Consider the following 25,486-nt stretch of genomic DNA (forward strand, 5'->3'; position numbering starts at 1 on the left):
CCACGACCACACCCCGGAACCGACACATCCCCGCAGCAGGAACCTCAACCCAGGCTGGACCCTAATTCAGCAGGCTCTTAGGGAGCGGTGATCAGCTCTGGGGATCCAACATCGCGATCCGCTCGCGGAGGACGGGCCACGCAAGTCCGAACGCGGGGTGCAGCGGGAGTTGATCGACGCGCTTCTCGTCGACCCATCGCAGTTCCGTGGATTCGAAGTTGGCGACCGTGCGGACCGGCGAGTCCGTCTCGGCGATGACCGTCGTGTAGGTCCATCCGCCGGGCGCCTCGAGGGTGACGACCGCGGCGACGACGCGCAGGTCGTCGGCGGTGATCCCGGCTTCTTCCTCGGCCTCGCGGATCGCGGTGTCGATGGCACCCTCGTGCGAGTCGCGGGCCCCGCCGGGCAGCGCCCACGTGCCGCCCTGGTGCGACCACGCGGCGCGGTGTTGGAGGAGCACCCCGGTCGATCCGTCCGGCAGCGGCGCCCGCAGCAGCAGACCTGCCGCGCCGTGGATACCCCAGTATCGAGAACCGTCGGGATCGATCACCCAGCCGTCGCCGTCGCCGCGCACCACGCCTCCTCGCAACCCGGTCGCCCCGACCGGGTGCCTCCACCGTAAGTGAGATGCGCAACACCTGCCAGGGAGACCGCGAAGCCCTCTCATCGCGGCTCGGAACCACGAGGTGCCATCGGCAAGTACCCGGTCACGCGCGAACCGCCGAGGTCGGCGGCGCCGCGCCGGTCGACTCGGGAGGAACCCGGCACGATGACATAGGGTGAAACACGCACGACCCGGTGAACGATGACCCAGATGACACAACCCCTGACGTTGATCGCCCGGTCACGCGAATCCGGAACGGGGAACCGGTGACCGTAGGACCGCACCGGAGACGATCCAGCGTTTGAGAAGGGATCAGGTAGGTGACCGGCGACGCGTCCTCCGTGCGGACGGCGCTGACGCGTGGCGGTCGCACGATCCGTCCGGCGCAGGCCTCACCCCCGATCCGCCAGGTGCTCGCCGACCGACGCGAACTCGTCGCCACCGCCCGGGAACGCGCCCAGTCCCCGTTCCAGACCCTGCGCCACTTCGCCGTCACGACCCCGGGCAAGCTGATCATCATCTGCGGAATCCTGGCGCTCGGCTGTCTGAGCACCGGCCTGTACGCATCGACGGTCCTGGAGGACCGCACCCAGACCCTGCAGCGCCTCATCGATCGGACCGAACCGCTCGCCGAGGCCGCGCAGGTTCTCTACAGCTCGCTGTCGATCGCCGATGCGTCGGCGAACGCGGCCTTCATCTCCGGCGGACTGGAGACCCCCGATCTGCGACAGCGCTACTCCGACGCGCTGGCGACGGCGTCGTCGTCGCTGATCCTGGCCACCGGTACCTCCAGCGAACCCGGTTCCGGCATGGTGTCGGACCGGGCCGAGCAGGCGGTCAGCGCCGATCTCGAGACCCTGTCCACCTCGATCCCGGTCTACAGCGGACTCATCGAGACGGCGCGGACGAACAACCGGCTCGGCAACCCGGTGGGATCGGCGTATCTCGGCCAGGCGTCGTCGATGATGCAGGACCAGATCCTCCCGGCCGCCCAGCGCCTCTACGAACGGCGATCGATGGCCATCGCCGACCCCCAGCAGACCCTCACCCGTCCACCCTGGACCGTGTATGCGCCGCTCCTGTTCCTGCTCGCCGCGCTTGTCCTGACGTCGCGCTACCTGGCGCGGCGGACCCGGCGGCGGTTCAACATCGGCATCGTGGCGGCCATCTTCGCCCTCAGCGTCGGGACCCTGTGGTTGCTCGCCTCCGGTCTGATGTCGGTGGCCGCCACCAGCGATGCCCGCACCGAGGGCGCCGACCCGCTCCGCGACCTGACCGCCGCCCGGATCCTCACCCAGCAGGCGCGGTCGGCCGAGACGCTCTCGCTCATCCGCCGCGGTGATCAGGGCGGTCTCGAGCGCAGCTTCTCCGCGGCGACCAGCGAGATCGGCAACATCGTCGACGACGTCCGCGAGGGCACCGAAGACGGCGACAGCGCGGTCACCGGCGAACAACTGGACACGGTCACGGCGGCGCTGACCGAGTGGCGCCGCACCGACGCCGCGGTCCGCCGCTACATCCAGACCGGCAACTTCGGTCTCGCGCGCCTGCACACCGTCGGCGACGGACCGGACAGTTCGGCCCGCGCCTACACCGCGGTGGACACCGCGCTGGTCGATGCGATCACGACTGCCCGGAACTCCTTCCGGGACGACATCAACACCGCGCAACGGGTCCTCGGGTTCACCGGCACCGGCATCCTGCTGCTCACCGTCTTCGCCGGCGTCGCGGTCGTGGGCGGTCTCATCCCGCGCATCCGGGAGTACCGATGACCGTCCCCTCGCCTCGCCGCCTGCTGACCGTCGTGGTCCTGCTCGCGCTCACCGGCCTCGTCGCCACCGGCTGCGTGCGTTTCCCCGCACCCGACTCACCCCCACCGACGGCGACCGCCGGGCAACCGATGCTGCCCGGCGTCCAGTTCGACGTGCCCGTCGAACCGCCGCCGAGTTCCGAGGCCTGCAACGCGACCCTGACCCTGCGGCCGCCCGCCCAGATGCCGCCGCCTGCTCAGATGCCGATCAATTCGACGATGGCCGGCATCCTCGAGCGGGGCCGGCTCATCGTCGGGCTCGACATCGGGTCCAACCTGTTCAGCTTCCGCGATCCGATCACCGGCGACATCCAGGGCTTCGACGTCGACATCGCGCACGAGATCGCCGGCGCCATCTTCGGCGACGACCGCCGCGTCGAGTTCCAGGTGCTGAGCTCGGCGCAGCGGATCGACGCCCTGCGGGACATGACGGTCGATCTGGTGATCAAGACGATGAGCATCACCTGCGACCGGTTGCGCGACATCAGTTTCTCGGCTCCTTATTACGTCGCGTCCCAGCGCATCCTGTCGTTCCGGAACTCGAACGTGACCGGTCCGGCGCAGCTCGCCGACAAGCGGGTCTGCGCCGCGCGCGGGACCACCTCGATCGGTCGTATCCAGGCCATCCAGCCCCGAGCCAAGATCGTCAGCACGACGACCTGGGCCGATTGTCTGGTACTGATGCAGCAGGGTCAGATCGACGCGGCGACCACCGACGACGCGATCCTCGCCGGTCTCGCCGCGCAGGATCCGTGGTTGCGGGTCGTCGGCCCCAGCCTCGGCGAGGAGTTCTACGGCGTCGGGATTCCCAAGGGCCAGGACGACATGATCCGGTTCGTCAACGGCGTGCTCGAGCGCATCCGGGTGACCGGCCGCTGGCAGGAGATCCGGGACCGGTGGCTGTCCATCCTCGACAGTGGGTACGGCGCTCCCCAGCCGTACTACCGGGACTGATCCCCATGGACGACGCGGCCCGAAACGATCACGACACAGACGACGTCACCCACGGCGAACGGGGCGACGACCTCGGCACCCAGCGGGTCTCGCTCGACGCCCTGCTCGGCGACGACGACACCGGCCTCGACGGTCCCGGCCCGGGCGGTGGCCGTCCCGGTGGTGAGGACGCGGAGACGACCGCGAAGGTGGTCGACGTCGGCACCCAGCGGGCCGACCTGGCGGCGCTGACCGAGGGCCCCGACGACATGGACGACACCACCGACCCCCGGCCCGGCCGACGCACCGACCCGGATGTCGGAACCCAGGCCGTCGCACCGGTGTTCACCGTGGGGGTCGACCCCGACGACCGGACCGACCGCGTCGAACGGCAACCTCCGGCCGTGCCCCTTCCGGAACCCGACTCGGGTCCGCTCGGTCGGCGTCTGGTTCCGCGGCGTCGGCCGCCGGTGCACGAGCGGCGGCTCGGCAGCGGCCTGGTCGAGATGCCGAAGATCACCGACATCGAACCCGAGGACGCCGTCATCGACGACCCGGTGATCGCCGACAGCAAGCGGTTCTGCTGGCGCTGCGGCAAACCCGTCGGTCGAGCCGAGGGCGAGGGCGCCGGTCCCCCGACCGGCGACTGCGGCAACTGCGGCGCCCGGTACTCCTTCGTCCCGGGACTGGCTCCCGGAACATTGGTCGCCGACCAGTACGAGATCGCCGGCGCCATCGCCCACGGCGGCCTCGGTTGGATCTACCTGGCCATCGACCGCAACGTGAGCGACCGGCCCGTCGTCCTCAAAGGCCTGCTGAATTCCTCGGATTCGGAGGCGCAGCGCGTCGCGGTCGCGGAACGGCAGTTCCTGGCCTCGGTCAACCATCCCGGGATCGTCAAGATCTACAACTTCGTCGAGCACGTCGACGACGATGACCGCTTCGGTTACATCGTGATGGAGTACATCGGCGGCCAGACGCTCAAACAGATCACCGCGGGCGATCCGGACAACTCCCTGCTGTCGGTGGAGCAGGGCCTGGCCTACATCCTGGAAGTGCTTCTCGCCGTGGGCTATCTGCACTCGGTCGGCCTGGTCTACAACGACGTGAAACCCGAGAACATCATGGTCGGCAGCGACGAGGTGAAGCTGATCGATCTCGGCGCCGTCTCGCCGATCAACGGCTACGGGCACCTCTACGGCACGCCCGGGTTCCAGGCACCGGAGATCGTCAAGACCGGACCGCAGATCGCGACCGACATTTACAGCATCGGACGCACCCTCGCAGTCCTGACCGTGCCGATGGAGATGCGGAACGGACGCTACGTCGACGGTCTGCCGGCCGCGTCGAAAACGCCTGTCTTCCGCAACAATCCGTCGTACTACCGCCTCCTGCAACGCGCCACCGCCCCCGACCCGGCCGATCGGTTCGTCTCCGCGGAGGAGATGAGCACCCAGGTGCTGAATGTGTTGCGCGAGACGGTCGCCGTGCACACCGGGGTGCCGCGGCCCGCGCTGTCCACGGTCTTCACCCCGCAGCGCTCGACGTTCGGCACCGACCTGATGCTCGCGCCGGTCGACGGCTTCTTCGACCCCGATCAGGCGGCGTTCTACGATCCGGTGGACATCGCCAACGCCCTGCCCGTCCCGCTGGTCAACCCCCTCGACCCGGCGGCGAGTCTGCTCACCTCGGCCGCGCTGTCGGACCCGCGACAGACCCTGGATTCCATCAACACCGCCCGGGCAGAAGGTTTCGCCTCACTGTTCGGCGGCCGGCCGGTCAAGAACGCCCACCCGTCGCGGGAGATCGACCTCGCCGAGGCCCGCGCGCATCTGCAGCTCGACGACGTCGACACCGCGCTCGCCCTTCTCCAGGAAGTCCGCGCCCACCACGGTGATTCGTGGCGGGTCGAGTGGTACATGGGCATCTGCGCGTTGATGAACGACGAACCCGAACTGGCCTACGAGCGCTTCGACGAGGTCCTCGGTGCGATGCCGGGCGAGGTCGCGCCCAAGCTCGCCGTCGCCGGTACCGCCGAACTCATCGGCCGCTGGCTGGCCGACGAGAAGGGTCCGGCGAAGTCTGCCGAGAAGATCGCCAAACTGTATGACGTTGCGCAACATCACTATCACGATCTGTGGCTGACCGATCACAGCATCGTGACCGCCGCGTTCGGTCTGGCCCGGCTCGCCGTGGCGGCCGGTGACATCGATGCCGCGATCCAGCCGCTCGACGAGGTGCCGGCCACCAGCCGCCACTTCAACACCGCGCGCGCGACGGCGATCATCGCGCTCGTGCACGGGCGACCCACCTCGCAGGTGACCCGCGAGCAGATCGTCGAGGCCGCACGACGTCTCGAGCAGATCCCGGACACCGAACCACGCAAGGCGCGGATGCTGCTCATAGTGCTGGGCACCGCGCTGGGCTGGATTCATGACAATCCCGACGACGCCAAGCAGGACAACGAACCCTCGACTCTGCTCGGTTTCCCGTTCACCGAGTACGGCATTCGCACCGGCACCGAACGTTCACTGCGCCAACTGGCCCGCCTGACCCGCACCAACCGGGACCACCGGTTCATGCTCGTCGACCTCGCCAACTACGTCCGGCCGAATACGTTGTTCTAGGGCTATTCGAAGAACGTCCCTGCTGCGTTGCGCACGAGAGGGTCTTCGCGCAAGAGCTCCGCGAGGTGGGCCTCGACAAGCGATATGCGGGTACGACGCACGCGCCGTGGTGGTCGGACGTCGATGACGTGGCTGGTTTTCAGCCATGAGCGGCGCGCTTGATCGCCGGGCCCCCGGCTCCCTGCGGAGCTTGCGGAAGGCGCGTCAGCCCGGTTCCCTGAGGAGCGCCCGGAGCTTGCGGAGGGCGCGTCACCCCTGCTCCCTGAGGAGCGCCCGGAGCTTGCGGAGGGCGCGTCACGAAGGGTCCGGCGACCGAGCCCGCGAAACCCTTGTGTGGTCGGTCCGTGGATCTCGTCGCGCACGGTGTTCAGATGTTCTGCGAACCGCCGGGGTATGTCGGGTCGGCGGTTCAGGCGACCGGGATTGGGCGGTGCGCCGGCTTCGGCGTTCAACCGCCAGACGCAGCGGCCTTCGTCGGGTCCGGATCGGGCGATTCGGGTGGTGTACTGCCCGGGTTGGTCGCCGACCATCCGGTTATGTCGCGGGCAAGCAGGGGCGAGGTCGTCGATGTCGGTGAGACCGCCCTTGGCCCAGTCTCGTTCGGCGTGATGAAGCTCGATGTGGGTGGCGGGTTGATCGCATCCTGGTGCCGAACACACTTCCCCGTCGGGGCGGGTGAAGGAGACGAGGCGCTGTTCGCGGGTGGCGAGGCGTTTGCCGCGCCCGAAGTGCAGCGGCACAGTGGTGGCGTCCTTGAAGATCGCCAACCACGGCTGGACGTCACCGGCCATCGCGATCAAGTCCCGGATGGGCAGCAGGGTGCCGGTGGCGGTGGTCGCGAGTCCGGCTCCCCGGATCAGGTCGGAGAGGTCGGCTTTGATGATCAATTGGACGGGCAGGCCGCGATGCGACGTCCCGAGTGCGCCGTCGGCGAATCCGGCGGCCAGTGCGGCGTCGAGCGCGTCGTGATTGGTCTGGGCGAGGGTGCGACCGTCGCGGTCGGCTGCCGAGGCCAGGGCGTCGGGGTCGGCGGTGCCGGCCGGTCCGGACGGTGAGGCGGGGTCGTCGGGGTTGTTGAGTCCGGGTTTGCCCCAGACCGCGAACATCATCGTCAGGCGGGCGTGGAGTTCGGGTGTGAGGGTGCCCGAGATCTTGGCGGTGCCATCGGCTCGTTGGCGTCCGATCCACAGGCCGCGGCGTCGTTTCTGCTCGGTGTCGTCGGACAGCGTGCCGTCGGGATCGAGGTGGGCGAGCAGTCGCGAGCCGAGCTGGGTGATCTCGGCGGGCGTGTGGGCTTCGGCGATCTCGGCCATCTGCCGCTCGGCGGCGACTTTCACGTCGTGTTCGACAGCATGCGGGATCTGGTCGAGGACATCGATGGCGGCCTGGACGTGCCCGGTTCCCACGGATCCGGTGGCGAAAGCTTCTGCCAGCGTGGGGTGTTCAGGTTCGAGACGGTCGCCGTTGAGGCAAGTCAGCGCGGCGGTGGCGTTCAGCTGCTTGCGTCGACGCATCGGGTTGGAGATCCGCAGCCGATGGGTCATGAACTGCATAAGTGTTCGGCAGCCGGTCTTGCGGGGCAGATCACGAGCCTCGATTTCGGCGATTTGGCGGTCGCCGGCGTAAGTGGTTCGAGCGATCGCGCGTTCGGTAGCGGCGGCGACTTCCATCAGTTCTTCGTCGGTACACGGGGACAAGTCGACGGTCTGCAGTTTGTCGAGGGTCGCGTGCAGATCGGCCACCAACTCGACGGCGCGCGGTTGCGGCGTTATTGATTCGTCAGACATTGTCACCCCCCCCCGGAGACGTTTGCACGAATACATGATCGAGTGTAACGGCTATGCCGCTGGCGTGCAATGGTTTTCGTTGACCATCCGCAGAGCTCATCTTGTCGGTGGTGCGTGGTAGGGGCAGCCGAGGCTCGCTCAATCCTGCGACTTAGAATTACCCGGCCACCACCGCCGCCGACTGCCGCGCGATGGCCAGCTCTTCATTGGTCGGGACTACGAGCACGTCCACCGCGCTGTCGTCGGCCGAGATGCGTCGAGCCTCCTTGCCACGCTGAGCGTTTCGCTCGTCATCGACGATGATCCCGAACCCTTCCAACCCCGCCAGCGCACGGGCGCGGACGACTGCGGAGTTCTCCCCCACCCCGGCCGTGAAAGTGATGGCATCGACGTGGCCGAGGGCGAACGCGTACGCACCGAGGTAGCGGCGCAGACGGTGGATGTAGACGTCAAAGGCGCGTCGGGCGGCGTCGTCACCGTTGTCCATCAATTCGGTGATCGCGCGGAAGTCGTTCTCGCCGCACAGACCTCGAAGTCCCGAACGCTTGTTGAGCAGCGTGTCGATCTCGTCGACGGACAGGTTCGCCACCCGGTTCAGATGCAGGACCAGCCCGGGGTCGAGGTCACCGCTGCGGGTCCCCATCACCAGCCCCTCGAGCGGGGTCATCCCCATGGACGTGTCGATCGGCTGCCCGCCCGCGATGGCCGACGCCGACGCGCCGTTGCCCAGGTGCAGCACGATCTGGTTCAGCGACGCCGGGTCGCGGTCGAGGAACTCGGCCACCCGACCGGAGACATACTCGTGGCTGGTGCCGTGAAAACCGTAGCGGCGGATCGCATGTTCGTCCGCGACCGCACGGTCGATCGCGTATGTCGCCGACGCGTCGGGGAGACCGTGGAAGAACGCGGTGTCGAACACGGCCACCGAGGGGACATCGGGGAGCAACTCCCGGGCCGCCAGGATACCGACCAGGTTGGCCGGATTGTGCAGCGGCGCCAGCGGGGAGATCCGCTCGATCTCCGAGATCACCTCGGGGGTCACCACCGTCGGCTCGTAGAACGACCGGCCACCGTGCACCACCCGATGCCCGACCGCACTCAGTCCCGCGTCGGCCAGATCGGTTCCGTTGTCGGCGAAGAAGCGCTCCGCCCGTCGGACCGCGGCGAGGTGATCGTCGAGTTCCAGTGTCTCGGTGACGGTCTCGCCGTTCTGTTCGTGTGTCATCGACGAACCGGAGTCGCCGATCCGCTCCGCGACGCCCTCCGCGATCACTGTGCCGTCCGCCGGTTGCACCAGTTGGTATTTCAGCGACGACGAGCCGGCGTTGAGCACCAGCACCGCACCCGACGCCCCGCTCATCGGGAACCCTCGGCCTCGGCGGAGGCGACGTTCTCGGCGAGTGGGTCAACACCTTCCTGCTGGGCCTGGATCGCGGTGATGGCGACCGTGTTCACGATGTCCGACACGAGGGCGCCGCGGCTCAGGTCGTTGATCGGCTTGTTCAAGCCCTGCAGCACCGGGCCGATCGCGACCGCCCCCGCGCTCCGCTGCACCGCCTTGTACGTGTTGTTGCCCGTGTTGAGGTCGGGAAAGATCAGCACGGTCGCACGGCCGGCCACCGGCGAGTCGGGCATCTTGGTCTTCGCCACTGAGGGTTCCACCGCGGCGTCGTACTGGATCGGCCCCTCGACCAGCAGATCGGGTTGCCGCTCGCGCACGAGTTCGGTTGCGGTCTTGACCTTCTCGACGTCGGCACCCGATCCGGACGTCCCGGTCGAGTACGACAGCATCGCGACCCGGGGATCGATACCGAAGGCCGCGGACGTCTGCGCCGAGGAGATGGCGATGTCGGCGAGCTGTTCGTCGGACGGATCCGGGACGATGGCGCAGTCGCCGTACGCGAGCACCTTGTCGGCCAGGCACATGAAGAACACGCTCGACACGGTGGACACACCCGGTTTGGTCTTGATGATCTCGAAGGCCGGCCGGATCGTGTGGGCCGTGGTGTGCGACGCCCCCGACACCATCCCGTCGGCGCGCCCGGTGTGCACCATCATCGTGCCGAAGTAGGACACGTCACGCATCTTCTCCTGGGCCCGTTCCAGATCCATGCCCTTGTGTTTGCGCAGCTCGGTGTAGATCCGGGCGAACTCGTCGAGATACTCCGACTCGGCCGGGTCGATGACCGTGACGTCGGAGAGGTCGAGTCCGAGTTCGATGGAACGCTCGCGCACCGCTTCGGGATCACCGAGCAGAGTGAGGTCGGCAACGCTGCGCCGCGCAAGCCTGTTGGCGGCCCGCAGGATCCGGTCATCGTCGCCCTCCGGTAACACGATGTGCTTTCGGTCGGCGCGCGCACGGGAGATCAGGCGGTACTCGAACATCTGCGGCGTCACCACGGTAGGCGTCGACACGTTGAGGTTGCGCATGACCTTCTCGGGGTCGACATGGGTCTCCATCATCGCCAGTGCGGCCTCGATCTTGTGTACCGAGCCCACCCCCACCTTGCCGCGCGTGTGAGCGGCGGTACGCGCGGTGTCGTAGGTGCCCTGCGGGCAGCTGATGATCGGCAGGGTCGGCTTCAACCCGCTCACCAGCGCCTCGATCATCGGGTGCGGTTTGAGTCCGCCGTTGAGGATGATGCCGGCGAGACGCGGGAAACCCTGTGCGGTGTTGGCGTTCACGAGTGCGAGGAGAACATCCGACCGGTCGGCTGGCGTGATGACGACGGTGCCGTCGGTGAGCCGCTCCAGGATGTGCTCGACGGTCATGCCACCGACCATCACCCGGAGCGCCTCGCGGTCGAGCAATTCCTCGTCACCGCTGTACATCGTCGCGCCGAGCGCCTCCTTGAGCTCCCCCATCGTGGGGGCGAAGAGCACCGGCTCCTCGGGTAGGCACAGCGCCGGAATCCCGGTGCTGCGCAACTGGTCCCGAATCTCGTCGAGGCGATCGGGGTCACACCGGTTGGCAACCAGGGCGACGGGGGTGGCATGGGCAGCGGTCACCTCGGCGATCAGCCCCTCGGCCAATCCGTGCATCTCTTCCGGCGACCGGTCGATCGCCTTGATCGCCAACACCATCGGCGCCGACAGATTCGCGGCGATCCGGGCGTTGTAGCTCAGCTCCGACGGGGTGCCGACGTCGGTGTAATCCGACCCCACGATGACCACGCGGTCGCAGCGGGACTGGATGGCGTGGAAGCGCGCGACGATCTCGGCGACCGCGCCTTCGGGATCGTTGTGCACCTCCTCGTAGGTGACACCGAGACAGTCCTCGTACGGGAGGTCGGCGGATTCGTAGTCGAGGAGGAGATCGAGGATCGGATCACGATCCTCCGCGGCCGTCCGCGAGATCGGACGGAACACCCCGACCCGCCCGCCGGTCGCCGACAGCAGGGCCAGCAACCCCAGCGCGACGATGGACTTACCGGTCTCGCCTTCGGCCGAGGCGATGTAGATGCTGGTCGTGGGGTCGGCGACGATCTGATCCGCGCTCGCGGGTCCGTCGGCGTCGGCGGTCTGGACTCTATCCGTGGCCATGCGCCCCAGCATAGTGGCGGACGGACCGGGCAACCCCGGTCCCGGAGTCGGGCGTCAGAGGAGAATACCCGGATTGCACACACCGTCGGGATCGAGCGACGCCTTGACCGACCGCAACGCGTCCAGGGCCAGGGGCCCGATCTCGTCGTGGTACGCGTCACGGTGATCCCGCCCGACCGCGTGATGATGGGTGATGCTGGCACCGGACGCCCGGATCGCGGAATTGGCCGCGACTTTCGCCGCCCCCCACTGCGCCAGCGGGTCGTCGGCGAACGGTGCGACGACCGTGAAGTACAGCGAGGCACCCGACGCGTAGACGTGACTCACGTGGCACATGATCAGCGGCGGCGTACCCGAGGCAGTGAGCGAGTCCGTCAGCGCGGCCGTCACCGCGGCGCGCACGTCGTGCAGCCGCGACCAGAACGCGACGGTCTCGAGCGTCTCGACCAACACCCCGGCATCGAGCAACGGGTCGCGAAGGTACGGTCCCGCGAAACGTCCTGTCCGCCAGGCCTCTCCGGGACCCTCCCCCAGCGCCCCGCCACCGGCGTCGATCAACACCGACGATGCCGCATCGCGTCGCCGCGCCACCTCGTCGGCCGCACCCTCGTACCCGGCGACGACCAGACACCCGCCGCCATCGCCATCGCCATCGCCCTCACCGCTCCCGGCGCCGGCGTCATCCGGCCCGCTCGCTTCGCTCCCGGCGCCGGCGGGATCAGCGAGATTCAACGCCGTCTCCACCTCGTCGGACAGCCGGAGCACCGTCGGCAGGGGACCGTCTTGGGCCAGCCGACGGAGAGCGGTCACGCCCTCGGCGAACGAGGCGAACCGCCAGGCGTCGAAGACGCGGGTCGTCGGGGCCGGGCGGATACGGATCTGCACGCTCGTGATGACACCGAACACGCCCTCCGACCCGAGGACCAGCTGACGCAGGTCGGGTCCGGCCGCCGACCGCGGCGCGGTACCGAGTTCGATGGTTCCGCGCGGAGTCGCCAACACGAGGCCCTCGACCATCTCGTCGAAGCGCCCGTATCCGGCCGACGACTGGCCGGCCGAGCGAGTGGCGGCATAGCCACCGATTCCGGCGCCCTCATAGGACTGCGGGAAATGACCGATGGTCCAACCCTTCTCGCGCAGGAGCGCCTCGGCCGCGGGTCCGCGCAGACCGGCCTGCAGGGTCGCCGTCCGGGAGATCTCGTCGATCTCCACCACGCGGTCGAGGCGGCGAAGGTCGAGACTGATCACGCCGGCGAGTCCGGCGCGGTCCGGCGTCAACCCACCCACCACGGATGTCCCGCCGGTGAACGGCACCACCGCGATCCGTCGCTCCGAACACACCCGCAGGATCGCGACCACTTCGTCGTGGTCGCCCGGGTACACGACGAGGTCGGGCGCGTCGTCGGCGTCACCCGCGCGCAACCGCAGGATGTCCGGGGTGGAGTACCCGCGCGTGTGCTGCACCCGTGCCGCGTCCGCGTCGGAGACGTTGTCGGCGCCGACGACCGCCGAAATATCCTCGCGGACAGCAGCATCGACCGTCGACAGAGCCGGCGAGATGGTGTCCGGGTCGACGCCGGCGGCGGCTTCCCGGTCCCCGGCCAGAGCTGCTGCGGCGCCGGGCAGCTCGGCGGTGCGCGCCGGGTCTCCCCACCGCGGGCGGAGCATCCCCACGACGGGGATCGCGGTTTCGTCGGACATGTGCTCACCGGTCATCGGACCGGGCCCGGCCGGTTGCCGCCCGTCGGCGCGCCACCGCTCTCGGTGTCGTCTCGGACGATCGCCCGCACGACCAGTTCGGCGATCTGCTCGTCACTCAGGAAGCTGTCGGGGATGAGCATGAGGGAGTAGATGGTGCGCACGAGGAACTCCGCGGCCCCCCGCGGGGTGGGGAACAGCTGGTCCCCGATCTCGGGTTCCAGATCGGGCAGGGCCTCCGACACGATCTGATGGATGAGCGTGGGCCCGGCCGAATCGTTGGTGGCGACGAGCGCGCGGACCACTTCCTCCGGCTCCTTGCGCAGCACGTACTGCAACGCGTCGTGGTTGCGGATGTAGGGCAGCACGTTCACCACCTGCGCGTGGATCTTGCCCGCGGCGTCGGGCGCGGTCGCCGACCATTCGATCAACTTGACCCGCAGCAGCGACACCTCGCGTTCCACGATGGCCGTGACCAGCGCTTCGCGGCCGCCGAACATCCGGTAGGCGGTCGCCCGCGCCACCCCGGCGTGCCGGGCCACCGACGTCAGACTCAGCGTCTTGGCCCCGAACCGGGACACCAGCCCGACTCCGACATCCACCATGCGGTCACGATCCATGCGAAAACCGTAGCGAATCAGGATGCGGCGGGAACCGTCGTGGTGGTCGTCGTGATCACGGCGCGCTCCGGTGCGGCGTCCTCGGTGGTCGGAGGTGTCGTGGTGATCCCGGCGGAATCATCCGGTTCGGATGACGTCGAGGGCGCCGACGGGACAGGCGCCGGTGACGTACGGCGGACCGAAGGCGTCGTCCGCGCCGGCTCCGGCGTCTCGGCGCGCGCGGTGATCGTGGTCTGCCGGTCCACGCGGTCGGCGCCCGCACCGCCGCCGAGGCAATGGACGACGAAGGTCCTCGGCACATTCGGATACACCGACGCCGTGAGGGCCCCACGCGACCCCGGCCCCATCGTGGTGGCGGCGGTGGGGTGGACCGCGCCGCTCGGTGTGAGGGTGCATTCCACCGCCGGATTGCGCGTCGCATTGTTGTAGAGACCGATCTGCAACCGGGTCCCGTCGACGCGGTACGAACACCCGGGGATCGGTCCGGAACCGGTGAGCGGTCCGCAGTTCACACTGGGCGACGCCGCGGGCGACTCCGAGTCGACAGCCAGAAGCGTTGTCGCCGTGGCGAAAGTCAGCGATCCGCCGATGGCGAGGCCGGCGACGAACTTGCGCATGGCGATGTCTCCTCGGTTGCGGTCGTGCCGGAAACGCGTCGTATATCGGAGGGCGTCATCGTCGGCGACGACACGTCCAGGCTACGCGCCGACCGGCCCGTACGCGGCCTCATCGGCAGCAACCGCCGGGCGATGGCGACCCCACCGAGACAAAGGAGTCCCCCGACGATGCCGACGCCGGTGGGCAACTCGTCGAGCAGCGCCCACGACAGGACGATGACGATCGCGGGGACCACGAGGGTGGTGGCCGCCATCGCACTCGCGTCGGTGCGGGCCAGCGCATAGGCCCACGTGGAGAACGCGATCGCGGTCGGCCCGACCCCGAGGTAGATCACCGCCCAGATCGCCCCCGACTCGGCGCCGGACAGCTCGGTTACGGCGACGGGGGCGAAGGGCGCGGTGGCCACGAGACCGGCGACCGCACCGAGCCAGGTCGCGGTCAGCGCGTCGACGCTGCGTAGGGCCGATTTTTGGATCAGCACACCGGTCGCGTAGAGAACCGCCGCGGCGACCCCGAGCACGATGCCGAGCCAGTCGGCGTGCGCGTCCGCGGTGGCGGACCCGCCGGCGGCGATCAGCACCACACCGGCGAAGGCGATCGTCATACCGATCACGAGGTGACGCGGGAACCCTTCTCCGAGAAAGAGTCCCGCGGCGACGGCCACGAGGATCGGTGCCAGGTTCACCAGCAGCGCCGCGGTCCCGGCGTCGAGGTGGCGTTCGGCCCAGTTCAGCAGAACGGTGTAGCCCGCGAACCAAGCGACCCCGTACGCCGTCACCAGGGCGAGCGCACGGCCGCGCGGTAGCAGCGGACGGGCCGACGCCCCGGTTGTCCGTGCGCGAAGACGTACCACCATCACGATGAGCGTCAGCGGGATCACCGCAGCCAGCAACCGCAGGAACGCCATGGAACCCGGTGAGAACGTGTCACCGAGCGCGCGGATGCCGATGAACGCCGACGCCCACAGCACGACGGTGACGATGGCGGCCAGAGCCGGCAGGGAAGCGGTGGCGGACCCAGCCGATGCCGGTGTCGGGCGCGAGGACATGTGTTCCAGATTCACTCATCCGGCACTTCAGGACAAGTGAATACTTGTTCCGAACATTTCAGCGCCGCTGCACAGTTGCCGCGGTATCGTCGCCCCATGGTCGACATCCACCGCCTTCGGGTTCTGCGCTCGGTCATCGGCGAACAGTCCATCGGCGGAGCCGCGGCCTCGCTCGGATACACGCCGTCAGCGGTCAGCCAGCACATCGCCACCCTGCAGCGCGAGACCGGGTTGTCGCTGGTGGAGCGAGACGGTCGCGGCATCGTGCCCACCGAGGCCGGCACCATCCTGGCCCGCGAGTCCGACACCGTCTTCGAGCAGATCGCCCGTATCGACGGTCTGATCTCGGAGCTGCGCGACGGCCGGCTCGGTCAGCTGCGCATCAACTACTTCGCCTCGGCGGGCGCCACCTGGATCCCGCCGATCGTCGCCACCATCTCGCGCGAGTTCCCCGGATTGCGACTGGATCTCCGCCTCATCGAGCTGATGGGCCCGTCGTCGGCGGCGCCCGACATCGAGATCTATGTCGAGGACAGTCAACGCCCGTCCGCGGACGTGGCCGGGTTCGTCGGACGCCGGCTGACCACCGACCCGTATTCCGCTGTCGTACCCGTGGATTCAGCATGGGCGGCTCTGGAGTCGGTGACCCTGCGCGAACTCTCCCAGGTGCCGTGGGTCGACAACGACGTGGCGCGGGGCCCCTGCCGGCAGGCAGTGCTCGACGCATGTACGTCGGTCGGTTTCGTACCCGACTTCAGTGTCGAGACCCAGGACTACCCGACCGCGATACGGTTCGTCGCGGCCGGGGTCGGACTCACCGTCGTCCCCCGGCTCGCGCTCGTCGACCTGCCGCCCGGCGTCACGGCAGTTCCCATCGTCGACCCGACGCCCGCACGCGAGGTGCGGGTCCGGGTACGACAGAGCGGACTCGACCTACCGCCCGTTCAACGGGTGCTCGAGATGCTCGACGCCGCGGTCGCGCAGGGTTTTTCGTGATCAGCCGAGCTTACGTAGGCGCGGTGCGAGGTCGCGTTCGAAGTTCTCCAGGAACCGCTGCTGGTCGTGGCCGGGGGCGTGGAAGACGAGGTGGTTGAGCCCGGCGTCGGTGTAGAACTTGACCTTCTCGACGGCCTCGTCGGGGTCGGAGGAGACGATCCACCGCTTGGCGACCTGTTCGATCGGGAGCTCGTCTGCCAGCCGCTCCATCTCGGTCGAGCTGTTGACGCTGTGCTTCTGCTCCGGGGTCAGCGACAGCGGGGCCCAGAAGCGGGTGTTCTCCAGCGCCAGTTCGGGATCGGGATCGTAGGAGATCTTGATCTCGATCATCTTGTCGATGGTGTCGACATCGCGCTCGGCCTTTGCCGCACCCTCGGCGACCGCGGGTAGCAGCTTCTCGGTGTAGAGCTCGGGCCCCTTGCCCGAGGTACAGATGAAGCCGTCCCCGGCACGCCCGGCGTAGCGTGCGACCACCGGCCCGCCGGCGGCGACGTAGACCGGGATCGGTTGCTCGGGAATGTCATACATGTAGGCGCCCTGCGTGTGGTAGTACTCGCCGTCGAAGTTGACCTCTTCGCCGGTCCACAGTTCGCGCATGAGCTTGATGGACTCGCGCAGGCGCGCGAAGCGTTCCTTGAACTCCGGCCACTCTCCCTGGAAGCCGGTCGCGTACTCGTTGAGCGCTTCGCCGGTGCCGACACCGAGCATGATGCGTCCGGGGTAGAGGCAGCCCATCGTGGCGAAGGCCTGCGCGATGACCGCGGGGTTGTAGCGGAAGGTCGGGGTCATGACCGAGGTGCCGATCTGCACGCGCTTGGTGCGCTCGCCGACCGCCGCCATCCAGGCCAGCGAGAACGGGGCGTGGCCGCCGTTGTGCCGCCAGGGCTGGAAGTGATCGCTCACCGCAACCGAATCCATGCCGTGCTCTTCGGCCGCGACCGCGATCTCCACCAGCTCGCGCGGATCGAACTGCTCCGCCGATGCCTTGAAACCGAGCTTGAGTTCTGCCATGTCCATCGCTCCTTTGCCACCGGCCCTCACCCGCCGGCGCGGGCCGGTCTGCGGAGTCGGCCCAATCGTCGTGTGACCTCGCATACCAACGTAGAGCATGCGGACAGACGCCGACGTCGGGAGCCGGACGGGACCTCAACCGGCCGGTGGCGGGCCAGCACATCCGCACTCGGGATTCCTCCCGCAGCGAACACGCTGGACCTCAAGTTGGGTTTAAGTTCTACCGTGGACGGCATGAGTATGCAGTCCGTGGCCTGGGACATGATGTACAAGTCCTCCACCCAGCCCAGCAGCAAGCGATTGCGGGGCGACCGCCGGGTGACACTTCGCCGTATCGGTGGGTTCGCCCGACCGCACCGACGCCGGATCGGATGGTTCCTCCTGCTGTCGGTCTTCACCGCTGTGCTGACCGTCGTGACCCCGCTGCTGGCGGGTCGCGTCGTCAACCTCATCACCGAGAGCGGCTCGGAGATGATGATCGTCGGACTCGCGGTCGCCATCGCGCTGATCGCCGTCGCCGAGGCCGCCGCGGGAATCGGGGTCCGGTGGCTGTCGGCGAACATCGGGGAGGGTCTCATTCTCGACCTACGGCGAGCTGTCTTCGACCACGTGCAGCGGATGCCGATCGCGTTCTTCACCCGCACCCGCACCGGGGCCCTGGTGAGCCGGCTCAACAACGACGTCATCGGCGCCCAGCGGGCATTCAGCGACACCTTGTCCGGCGTCGTGTCCAACATCGTCACCCTCACCCTGACGCTGGGCGTCATGATCGCGATCAGCTGGCAGATCACATTGCTGGCGCTGATCCTGCTGCCGGTCTTCGTGATACCGGCGCGGCGGATGGGCCGGCGCATGGCCGCGCTCTCCCGCGAGGCCGCCGAGCACAACGCCCGCATGTCCACGCAGATGACCGAGCGCTTCTCCGCCCCCGGCGCCACGCTGGTGAAACTGTTCGGGCGCCCCGATCTCGAGTCGCGCGAGTTCGCCGACCGCGCCGACCGGGTCCGCGACATCGGCGTACGGCGGTCGATGTTGCAGGCGTACTTCATGACGACGCTGATGCTGGTGTCGGCGCTGGCCCTCGCCCTGGTCTACGGGCTCGGCGGATGGCTTGCGGTACAGGATCATCTGTCCGCGGGCGCGGTCGTCTCACTGGCCCTGTTGCTCACCCGGATGTACGCGCCGCTCACGGCCCTGGCGAACGCACGGGTCGAGATCATGAGCGCCCTGGTCAGTTTCGAGCGCGTCTTCGAGGTCCTGGACCTACAACCCCTCATCGCCGACGCACCCGACGCCATCCCGGTGCCCGGCACCGACAGCGGGCGGCCCGTGCCGGTGTCCGTCCGATTCGACGACGTGTCCTTCGCCTATCCGGCGGCGGACAAGGTGTCGCTGGCATCGCTGGAAGAGGTTGCCCAACTCGACAATCGGGCCGGCACGACGGTCCTGCACCATGTCGACCTCGATGTCCCGGCCGGCAGCATGGTGGCTCTCGTGGGCAGTTCCGGTTCCGGCAAGTCGACAATCGCGAGTCTCGCGACCCGCCTCTACGACGTCGACGAGGGCTCGATCCAGCTGGCCGGGGTCGACATCCGGAAACTGCAGACCGCATCGGTCCATCGAACCGTCGGTCTCGTCACCCAGGACGGCCACCTCTTCCACGACACCATCCGGGCGAATCTCGTGCTCGCCCAGCCGAACACGTCCGATGACGAGATCTGGGACGCACTGCGACGGGCTCGGCTCGACGAGCTGGTCGGCTCGCTGCCCGACGGACTCGACACCGTCGTCGGCGAACGCGGTTACCGGCTGTCCGGCGGTGAGCGCCAACGCATGACGATCGCCCGCCTGTTGCTCGCACAACCGTCGGTGGTCATCCTCGACGAGGCGACCGCGCATCTCGACTCGACGTCGGAGGCGGCGGTCCAGGCGGCGCTCGGCGAGGCCCTCGAGGGACGGACCTCGATCGTCATCGCGCACCGGCTGTCGACGATCCGGGCCGCCGACGAGATCGTCGTGCTCGAAGCCGGGCGTGTCGTCGAACGCGGTGATCATCCGACGCTCCTGGCGCGCAACGGACGCTACGCCGAGCTCTACCGCACGCAGTTCGCCGAGGACGACCCCGAGGACTCGGATTCGCTGACGGCGTGACCCTTCGTGACGCGGCCTCCGCAAGCTCCGCCCAACCATTGCTCCCTGAGGAGGCCGGAGCTTGCGGAGGCCGTCACGAAGGGTCCTGGTGAGATGCGTCGCCAAGCCCTTCGTGGCTCGTCGCTAGCGCTCCTCGCACCTCAGGGAGGATAGGGAGGGCGTCGCTTGCGCTCCTCGCACCTCAGGGAGCAATGGATATGTCGTTCTCTCGGATCAGGAAGCGGGGGGGAGTTCAGTCGTCGAGGTCGTCGAAGTTGTCGATCAGGCCGCGGCGGCGGGGGCGATCGTCGGTGTCCTTGACCCGCTCGCTGAAGCGGCGTCGGAGCTGCATGGCGATCAGCACGACGTTCACGATCACCACGGCGATCCCGATGGCCACCCAGAACCACCGGCCCTCCTGCCACCAGCCGACGGTCAGCCAGCCGATGCAGAAGATGAGTATGGTCGCGCCGACGATGGTCAGCGTCATCGAGAACGTTTGCGCGCTCCGCGAGAAGTCGGGGCCGGTGGTCACGATGATCTCCTGCATTCGGGGACGGTGCGTTGTCTCGGCTAGCCCCAGAGAACGGTGTCGTGGTGGTTCAGATCAGGACTGGATCACCATGACAACAGCGACGAGGACGGCCACCACCACTATCGCAGCGACCAGCAGCATGACCTGCCTCGGGCCCGGCATCTCGCCGCCGCTGACCAATGCGGTGGTCGTGCGCCGCCAGCGCCAGGCACCCAATACCGCCAGTCCGCCGCCCAGCGCGACCATCAGGACACCGAGCACGATGTCGATGAGCGGGGTGGTCTCGTCGGGCGACAGATAGACGACGGCGATACCGGCCGCGATGAAGCCGAGCGCGGTGCGGACCCACGCGAGGAGCGTGCGCTCCGCGGCGAGCGTGAACCGGGCGTCCACCGCGCCGGGCGGTCTGGTCTCCAGCTCGTCGGCGTACGACTGCCCCGGGTTCACCGCATCCGGGGTCGCCGGGTTCGGGGTACTCACCCCGTCAGCCGGCCCGTTTGCCCGTTCGCTCGTCAGTGGTCTTGCCCTCTCGGATCGCTTCGGCGGCGAAGGCCGCGGTCACCTCGACCGCGTCCAGGGTCTCCGGGTGGCGGGCGCTCAACACCGGGAAGGCGTGCACCTGCCATGCGTAGAGGTGCGCCACGGCCGTGACGCCCGCAGCGTCGAGCGACTCGACGAGGTCGATGACGTCGGGCTCGAGCATCTCACCTTCGGCCGCGACCAGCACGGTCGGCGGGAACGAGGTGAGATCGGCGTCGGCGATGCGGCGCACACCGGTCAGCTGGACGGGCCCCTGGTCGAATTGGGGCGCCAGCCGGGCCATCTTCGACTTGGGCAGATAGGCGTCGGATCGACTCGAACGGTCCGGATGGACCCCCAGGTCCATGTCGAGGAGCGGCGAGAACCCGATCAGCGCCGTGGGTGTGGGCAGGCCGCGGGCCGTGGCGGCCTCGACCACCTTCGCGGCCAGGAAACCGCCGGCCGAGTCACCGGCGACGATCACCCGTCGGAAGCCACGCTCGTTGATCAGCTCCGCGTAGGCGTCGACCGCGTCCACGACGGACGTCCCGACACCGGCCTTCGGCAGCTGCCGGTACTCGAGTGAGAACACCGGCACCTCACACGCCCGCGCCATCCGCGCGGCGATCGATCGGTGGGTGCCGAGCCCGCAGACCACGAAGGCGCCGCCGTGCAGGTAGAGCATCGCGGTGTCGCCGTCCCGGCGTGACGGTCCGACCGGCATGATCAGCTCGGCGGGCTGCCCGGCGAGGACCAGCTGCTCACGGACCACTCCGCGGGGCTTGGGTCCAACGGCAAAGATGCGGTCGATGAGGAACAGCCCCGCCAGCCCCTGCTTGTTGACCGGCCACAGCGCCAGGGTCGGTTTCAGGAGCGCACGCGCACCGAACCAGATGGGGAACGACCGCAGGCTCGGCCGACGGTGATGAACGATGGGCATCAGATTCCTCCTGTGCCCGAACGTACACCCCGCGAGCGTCCGTTTCAGTCCGTTCGTCGGGGTCGCCGTTCACGGTGTCGAGGGCGTTCGGTCACCTTCGTCGGCTATATTCTCGGACTCGTGACCAGATCGCGGATGCGCCCGGCAGGTGCCGTCTAGGTGCCCATTCCACCTCAATTCCTCCTGTCTGCACAGGCAGACCCGCCGCGCACCCTCTGCGACGTGCTCACCGCCACCGCGCGTGCACACCCGGATGCCGCGGCCATCGACGACGGCGAGATGACCCTCACCTACGGCCAGTTGCTGGCCGTGGTCCGCCGCACGGTCGCACATCTCGGCGAGGTCGGCGTCGGGCGGGGAAGCCGGGTCGGCATCCGGATGCCGTCGGGGTCGCGGGACCTGTACGTCGCGATCCTGGCGACCCTCTATGCCGGCGCGGCGTACGTGCCGGTCGACGCCGACGACCCGGACGAACGCGCCGAGCTCGTCTTCGGCGAGGCCGAGGTCGACGCCATCGTCGACGCCGACGGACCCCGTTCGACGAAATCGGCGTCGACGCCCGCGGAACCCCCTGCCCGCCCCACACCCGACGACGACGCGTGGATCATCTTCACCTCCGGTTCCACCGGCAAGCCGAAGGGCGTCGCGGTCACCCACCGCAACGCGGCGGCGTTCGTCGACGCCGAGGCGGCCATGTTCCTGCCGGACGCCCCGATCGGTCCGCACGACCGTGTCCTGGCCGGGCTGTCGGTCGCGTTCGACGCCTCGTGCGAGGAGATGTGGCTGGCGTGGCGCAACGGCGCGTGCCTGGTGCCCGCACCGCGCTCGCTGGTCCGCAGCGGCATGGACCTCGGGCCGTGGTTGGTGGCGCGCGACATCACGATCGTGTCGACGGTTCCCACGCTGGCGTCCCTGTGGCCGCCGGAGGCGCTGGAAGCCGTGCGGCTGTTGATCTTCGGCGGCGAGGCCTGCCCGCCGGAGCTCGCCGACCGGCTCGCCGTCCCCGGCCGCGAGGTGTGGAACACCTACGGCCCCACCGAGGCGACGGTCGTCGCGTGCGCCGCCCCGCTGGGAGGTGACGGCCCGGTCCGTATCGGATTGCCGCTGCGCGGTTGGGATCTCGCGGTCGTCGACGCCCAGGGCCAGCCGGTGGCCGAGGGCGAGGTCGGTGAACTCGTGATCGGCGGCGTCGGCCTGGCGCGCTACCTCGATCCCGCGAAGGACGCGGAGAAGTACGCACCGATGCCCACGCTCGGCTGGGAACGCGCCTATCGCAGTGGTGATCTCGTGCGCCTGGACACCGCCGGCCTGTTGTTCATGGGCCGCGCCGACGACCAGGTGAAGGTCGGCGGACGGCGCATCGAACTCGGCGAGATCGACAACGCTCTGCAGAACCTGCCCGGCGTGAGCGGAGCCGCAGCCGCGGTCCGCAAGTCCGCGGCCGGCAACAGTCTGCTCGTCGGCTATCTCGTGTCGGCCGATCCCGGCTTCGACGTCGCCGAGGCGCACGCCGAGCTGCGGCGACAGCTGCCCGCCGCGATGGTCCCCACCCTTGCCCTCGTCGACGAATTGCCCACGCGCACTTCGGGGAAGGTTGATCGTGATGCGCTGCCCTGGCCCCTGCCGGGCAGCGACAGACCAGTCGATGACGACGTTGAACTCAGCGAGACCGAACTGTGGCTGGCACAGCTGTGGACCGACGTCCTCGGCATGACCGTCTCCAGCCCGGACGTCGACTTCTTCGCCGAGGGCGGTGGATCACTGGCCGCGGCCCAGCTCGTCACCGCGGTCCGGGAACGCTACCCCGACATCTCGGTGGCCGATCTCTACGACCGTCCGCGCCTCGGGTCCATGGCCGAGATGCTCGACGCCCGCCGCCCGACGTCGAGCATCGATGAACGCCTCGTCGAACCGACCCCGCGCTCGGCCGGGCTGGCGCAGCTCCTGCTGACCATCCCGCTGACGACGCTCACCGGATTGCAGTGGGCCACATGGCTCGGTGTGGCGAACAACGTGGCGCTGCTCGTCGCCGACCGGATGGATCGCACGGTCGAGTGGCTGGTCGAGATCAACTGGTGGGTCCTGCTCGCGGCGTTCCTGATCTTCATCACCCCGCCCGGTCGCATGTGCATCGCGGCGCTCGGTGCGCGGGTGCTCCTCGCCGGGGTCGCTCCGGGCGTTCATCCGCGGGGCGGGAGCGTCCACGTCCGGCTCTGGGTGGCCGAGCGACTCCTCGACGCCAGCGGTGCCGCCAACCTGTCCGGTGCGCCGTGGATGATCTACCTCGCGCGGGCTCTCGGGGCGTCGATCGGGCGCGGCGTCGACCTGCACACCATCCCCCCGGTGACCGGACTGCTCACGGTCGGGGACGGCGCGTCCGTCGAACCCGAGGTCGACATCTCCGGATGGTGGATCGACGGCGACGACGTCCACATCGGCGAGATCGCCATCAAACGCGGCGCGTCGATCGGTGCCCGGTCGACGCTCACCCCCGGTGCGGTCGTCGGACGTGACGCGGTCGTCGCCCCGGGTTCGGCGGTGTTCGGCCGGGTCAAGGCCCGGCAGCACTGGGCCGGGTCGCCCGCGGTGAAGATCGGCAAGGCCGAGCATCCCTGGCCCGACCACCGGCCCCCGCGGGCGACGTGGTGGGTACCCATCTACGGACTGTCGTCGTTGGGGCTCGCCGCGATCCCCCTGCTCTCGCTGGCCTCGGGCCTGGCCGTCATCGGCGCTTGGGCGCTGACCGCGGACCGGTTGCGCGATGTCGGGATCCGGGCGCTGATCCTGTTGCCCGTGGCCACCGTCACGAGCTTGTTCGTGTTCGCGGCGATCACCGCGGTCCTGGTCCGGCTCGCCTCGATCGGGCTCCACACCGGGTATCACCCGGTCCGGTCCCGCGTCGGCTGGCAGGTCTGGATCACTGAACGCCTACTCGACGCGGCCCGCACCTATCTGTTCCCGCTGTATGCCAGCCTGCTGACCCCGACGTGGTTCCGCATCCTCGGCGCGAAGGTCGGTGAGGGAACCGAGATCTCGACCGCGCTCGTGCTCCCCCGGTTCACCACCATCGGCGACGGCGCCTTCCTCGCCGACGACACGATGGTCGCGTCGTACGAACTCGGTGGCGGCTGGCTGCACATCGACGAGGCGAAGATCGGCAAGCGCTCCTTCCTCGGCAACTCCGGCATGACCGGCCCCGGGCGCAAGGTCCCCAAGAACGGTCTGGTGGCCGTGCTGTCGGCGACGCCCGACCGGGCCAAGTCGGGCTCGAGTTGGCTGGGCAGCCCACCGGTCCGCCTGCGCCGCACCGCCGCCGAGATCGACACCTCACGCACCTTCGACCCGCCGGCGACGCTCAAGGTCGCCCGCTCGCTGATCGAGACATTGCGCCTGGTGCCGGTCATGGTGTCGTTCGGGCTCGGCGTCGGACTGTTGCTCGCGCTGCAGTACGTGGCCGTCCATGAGCACTACGGGCTCGCGGCAGCGGTGAGCGGTCTGCTACTGCTGGTCGTCGGCGCGATCGCCTGCGTCACCGCGGCGGCGGCGAAATGGCTGGTCGTCGGCCGCATCACGGTGAGCGAACATCCGCTGTGGAGTTCGTTCGTGTGGCGGAACGAGCTGTCCGACGCCTTCGTCGAGACAGTGGCGGCTCCGTGGTTCGCCAACGCCGCGACCGGCACGCCGATCCTCAACCTGTGGCTGCGGATGCTCGGCGCCAAGATCGGCCGCGGCGTCTGGTGCGAGACCTACTGGCTGCCCGAGGCCGACCTCGTCACCCTCGGCGACGGCGCGACCGTGCAGCGCGGCTGCGTCGTGCAGACCCACCTGTTCCACGATCGGGTCATGGCCATCGACCGTGTCACGCTCGGGGCGGGCGCGACCCTCGGCCCGCACTGCGTCGCCCTACCGGCGTCCGGACTCGGCGACTCGGCGACCGTCGGACCGGCATCGCTGGTCATGCGCGGCGACGTGGTCCCGGCCCACACCCGCTGGCAGGGGAACCCCATCGCTCCCTGGCCACGCTGATCCGAAGGGACCGCACAACCGCAGGTCACAGCCCCTGTTCC

18 protein-coding genes are annotated in these 25,486 nt (G+C 68.9%); 6 read left to right on the top strand and 12 right to left on the bottom strand.

Annotated features, from left to right (window positions below; all coding sequences use genetic code 11):
• Window positions 1-91: 91 nt before the first annotated feature.
• Complete coding sequence (locus tag B1818_RS15395) at window positions 92-574, bottom strand: NUDIX hydrolase (RefSeq protein ID WP_058249916.1); 483 nt, start codon at window positions 572-574, stop codon at window positions 92-94.
• 350 nt (window positions 575-924) lie between these two features.
• Between B1818_RS15395 and B1818_RS15405 the strand changes: the two genes are divergently transcribed.
• The 3 genes from B1818_RS15405 to B1818_RS15415 are packed head-to-tail and all read left to right on the top strand — an operon-like array spanning window position 925 to window position 5,974.
• Window positions 925-2,376 (top strand): hypothetical protein, encoded by a 1,452-nt coding sequence (locus B1818_RS15405; RefSeq protein ID WP_058249606.1) that lies wholly within the window; start codon window positions 925-927, stop codon window positions 2,374-2,376.
• On the top strand, window positions 2,373-3,368 hold the full coding sequence (locus tag B1818_RS15410; RefSeq protein WP_078113226.1) for a glutamate ABC transporter substrate-binding protein: 996 nt from the start codon (window positions 2,373-2,375) through the stop codon (window positions 3,366-3,368). Before B1818_RS15405 ends, B1818_RS15410 begins: the two co-directional genes overlap by 4 nt.
• Window positions 3,369-3,373: 5 nt before the next feature.
• Window positions 3,374-5,974: a serine/threonine-protein kinase gene (locus B1818_RS15415; RefSeq protein ID WP_078113227.1), complete on the top strand. Its 2,601-nt coding sequence runs from the start codon at window positions 3,374-3,376 to the stop codon at window positions 5,972-5,974.
• Between the two features lie 2 nt (window positions 5,975-5,976).
• Here B1818_RS15415 and B1818_RS15420 read toward each other — a convergent pair whose 3' ends face one another.
• From B1818_RS15420 to B1818_RS15450, 7 genes are all read right to left on the bottom strand, one after another.
• The gene (locus B1818_RS15420; protein WP_078113228.1) at window positions 5,977-7,761 is read right to left on the bottom strand and encodes an HNH endonuclease signature motif containing protein; all 1,785 of its coding nucleotides are present in this window, start codon (window positions 7,759-7,761) and stop codon (window positions 5,977-5,979) included.
• 157 nt (window positions 7,762-7,918) lie between these two features.
• Window positions 7,919-9,121 carry an acetate kinase gene (locus B1818_RS15425; RefSeq protein WP_078113229.1) on the bottom strand — a complete coding sequence of 401 codons (1,203 nt, stop codon included), beginning with the start codon at window positions 9,119-9,121 and terminating at the stop codon, window positions 7,919-7,921.
• Window positions 9,118-11,316, bottom strand: coding sequence for a phosphate acetyltransferase (gene pta, locus B1818_RS15430; protein ID WP_139363031.1), 2,199 nt, complete (start codon window positions 11,314-11,316; stop codon window positions 9,118-9,120). The genes B1818_RS15425 and pta overlap by 4 nt, the downstream gene beginning before the upstream one ends.
• A 42-nt stretch (window positions 11,317-11,358) precedes the next feature.
• On the bottom strand, window positions 11,359-13,005 hold the full coding sequence (locus tag B1818_RS15435) for an FAD-binding oxidoreductase (protein WP_078113294.1): 1,647 nt from the start codon (window positions 13,003-13,005) through the stop codon (window positions 11,359-11,361).
• A gap of 11 nt (window positions 13,006-13,016) precedes the next feature.
• Window positions 13,017-13,622, bottom strand: coding sequence for a TetR/AcrR family transcriptional regulator (locus tag B1818_RS15440; protein ID WP_065630369.1), 606 nt, complete (start codon window positions 13,620-13,622; stop codon window positions 13,017-13,019).
• Window positions 13,623-13,639: 17 nt separating this feature from the next.
• Window positions 13,640-14,239 (bottom strand): hypothetical protein, encoded by a 600-nt coding sequence (locus B1818_RS15445; protein WP_068972079.1) that lies wholly within the window; start codon window positions 14,237-14,239, stop codon window positions 13,640-13,642.
• Window positions 14,197-15,288: a DMT family transporter gene (locus B1818_RS15450; RefSeq protein ID WP_068972084.1), complete on the bottom strand. Its 1,092-nt coding sequence runs from the start codon at window positions 15,286-15,288 to the stop codon at window positions 14,197-14,199. The genes B1818_RS15445 and B1818_RS15450 overlap by 43 nt, the downstream gene beginning before the upstream one ends.
• Before the next feature lie 96 nt (window positions 15,289-15,384).
• On the opposite strand from B1818_RS15450, the gene B1818_RS15455 reads away from it, so the two are divergent.
• Window positions 15,385-16,284, top strand: a complete 900-nt coding sequence (locus tag B1818_RS15455; protein WP_078113230.1) for a LysR family transcriptional regulator — start codon at window positions 15,385-15,387, stop codon at window positions 16,282-16,284.
• Here B1818_RS15455 and fgd read toward each other — a convergent pair whose 3' ends face one another.
• Window positions 16,285-17,295 carry a glucose-6-phosphate dehydrogenase (coenzyme-F420) gene (fgd, locus tag B1818_RS15460; protein WP_065630452.1) on the bottom strand — a complete coding sequence of 337 codons (1,011 nt, stop codon included), beginning with the start codon at window positions 17,293-17,295 and terminating at the stop codon, window positions 16,285-16,287.
• A 234-nt stretch (window positions 17,296-17,529) separates the two neighbouring features.
• Here fgd and B1818_RS15465 point away from each other — a divergent pair, with 234 nt between their 5' ends.
• Window positions 17,530-19,446 (top strand): ABC transporter ATP-binding protein, encoded by a 1,917-nt coding sequence (locus B1818_RS15465; RefSeq protein WP_078113231.1) that lies wholly within the window; start codon window positions 17,530-17,532, stop codon window positions 19,444-19,446.
• Between the two features lie 232 nt (window positions 19,447-19,678).
• Here the strand turns inward: B1818_RS15465 and B1818_RS15470 are convergent, their stop codons facing one another.
• The 3 genes from B1818_RS15470 to B1818_RS15480 form a co-directional block, all read right to left on the bottom strand.
• Window positions 19,679-19,960: a hypothetical protein gene (locus B1818_RS15470; RefSeq protein WP_078113295.1), complete on the bottom strand. Its 282-nt coding sequence runs from the start codon at window positions 19,958-19,960 to the stop codon at window positions 19,679-19,681.
• Window positions 19,961-20,032: 72 nt separating this feature from the next.
• Window positions 20,033-20,440, bottom strand: a complete 408-nt coding sequence (locus tag B1818_RS15475) for a YidH family protein (RefSeq protein WP_078113232.1) — start codon at window positions 20,438-20,440, stop codon at window positions 20,033-20,035.
• Between the two features lie 4 nt (window positions 20,441-20,444).
• Window positions 20,445-21,419, bottom strand: coding sequence for an alpha/beta hydrolase (locus tag B1818_RS15480; RefSeq protein WP_078113233.1), 975 nt, complete (start codon window positions 21,417-21,419; stop codon window positions 20,445-20,447).
• Window positions 21,420-21,578: 159 nt separating this feature from the next.
• On the opposite strand from B1818_RS15480, the gene B1818_RS15485 reads away from it, so the two are divergent.
• Window positions 21,579-25,445, top strand: a complete 3,867-nt coding sequence (locus tag B1818_RS15485; protein ID WP_078113234.1) for a Pls/PosA family non-ribosomal peptide synthetase — start codon at window positions 21,579-21,581, stop codon at window positions 25,443-25,445.
• Window positions 25,446-25,486: the final 41 nt, after the last annotated feature.

The sequence above is a fragment of the Gordonia sp. IITR100 genome (assembly GCF_002009645.1).
Taxonomy (GTDB): Bacteria; Actinomycetota; Actinomycetes; order Mycobacteriales; family Mycobacteriaceae; genus Gordonia; species Gordonia hongkongensis.

Coding starts and splice junctions, on each gene's coding strand:
- B1818_RS15410 (WP_078113226.1), top strand. CDS start 2,373: ATGACCGTCCCCTCGCCTCGCCGCCTGCTGACCGTCGTGGTCCTGCTC.
- B1818_RS15415 (WP_078113227.1), top strand. CDS start 3,374: ATGGACGACGCGGCCCGAAACGATCACGACACAGACGACGTCACCCAC.
- B1818_RS15420 (WP_078113228.1), bottom strand. CDS start 7,761: ATGTCTGACGAATCAATAACGCCGCAACCGCGCGCCGTCGAGTTGGTG.
- B1818_RS15425 (WP_078113229.1), bottom strand. CDS start 9,121: ATGAGCGGGGCGTCGGGTGCGGTGCTGGTGCTCAACGCCGGCTCGTCG.
- pta (WP_139363031.1), bottom strand. CDS start 11,316: ATGCTGGGGCGCATGGCCACGGATAGAGTCCAGACCGCCGACGCCGAC.
- B1818_RS15435 (WP_078113294.1), bottom strand. CDS start 13,005: ATGTCCGACGAAACCGCGATCCCCGTCGTGGGGATGCTCCGCCCGCGG.
- B1818_RS15440 (WP_065630369.1), bottom strand. CDS start 13,622: ATGGATCGTGACCGCATGGTGGATGTCGGAGTCGGGCTGGTGTCCCGG.
- B1818_RS15445 (WP_068972079.1), bottom strand. CDS start 14,239: ATGCGCAAGTTCGTCGCCGGCCTCGCCATCGGCGGATCGCTGACTTTC.
- B1818_RS15450 (WP_068972084.1), bottom strand. CDS start 15,288: ATGTCCTCGCGCCCGACACCGGCATCGGCTGGGTCCGCCACCGCTTCC.
- B1818_RS15455 (WP_078113230.1), top strand. CDS start 15,385: ATGGTCGACATCCACCGCCTTCGGGTTCTGCGCTCGGTCATCGGCGAA.
- fgd (WP_065630452.1), bottom strand. CDS start 17,295: ATGGCAGAACTCAAGCTCGGTTTCAAGGCATCGGCGGAGCAGTTCGAT.
- B1818_RS15465 (WP_078113231.1), top strand. CDS start 17,530: ATGAGTATGCAGTCCGTGGCCTGGGACATGATGTACAAGTCCTCCACC.
- B1818_RS15480 (WP_078113233.1), bottom strand. CDS start 21,419: ATGCCCATCGTTCATCACCGTCGGCCGAGCCTGCGGTCGTTCCCCATC.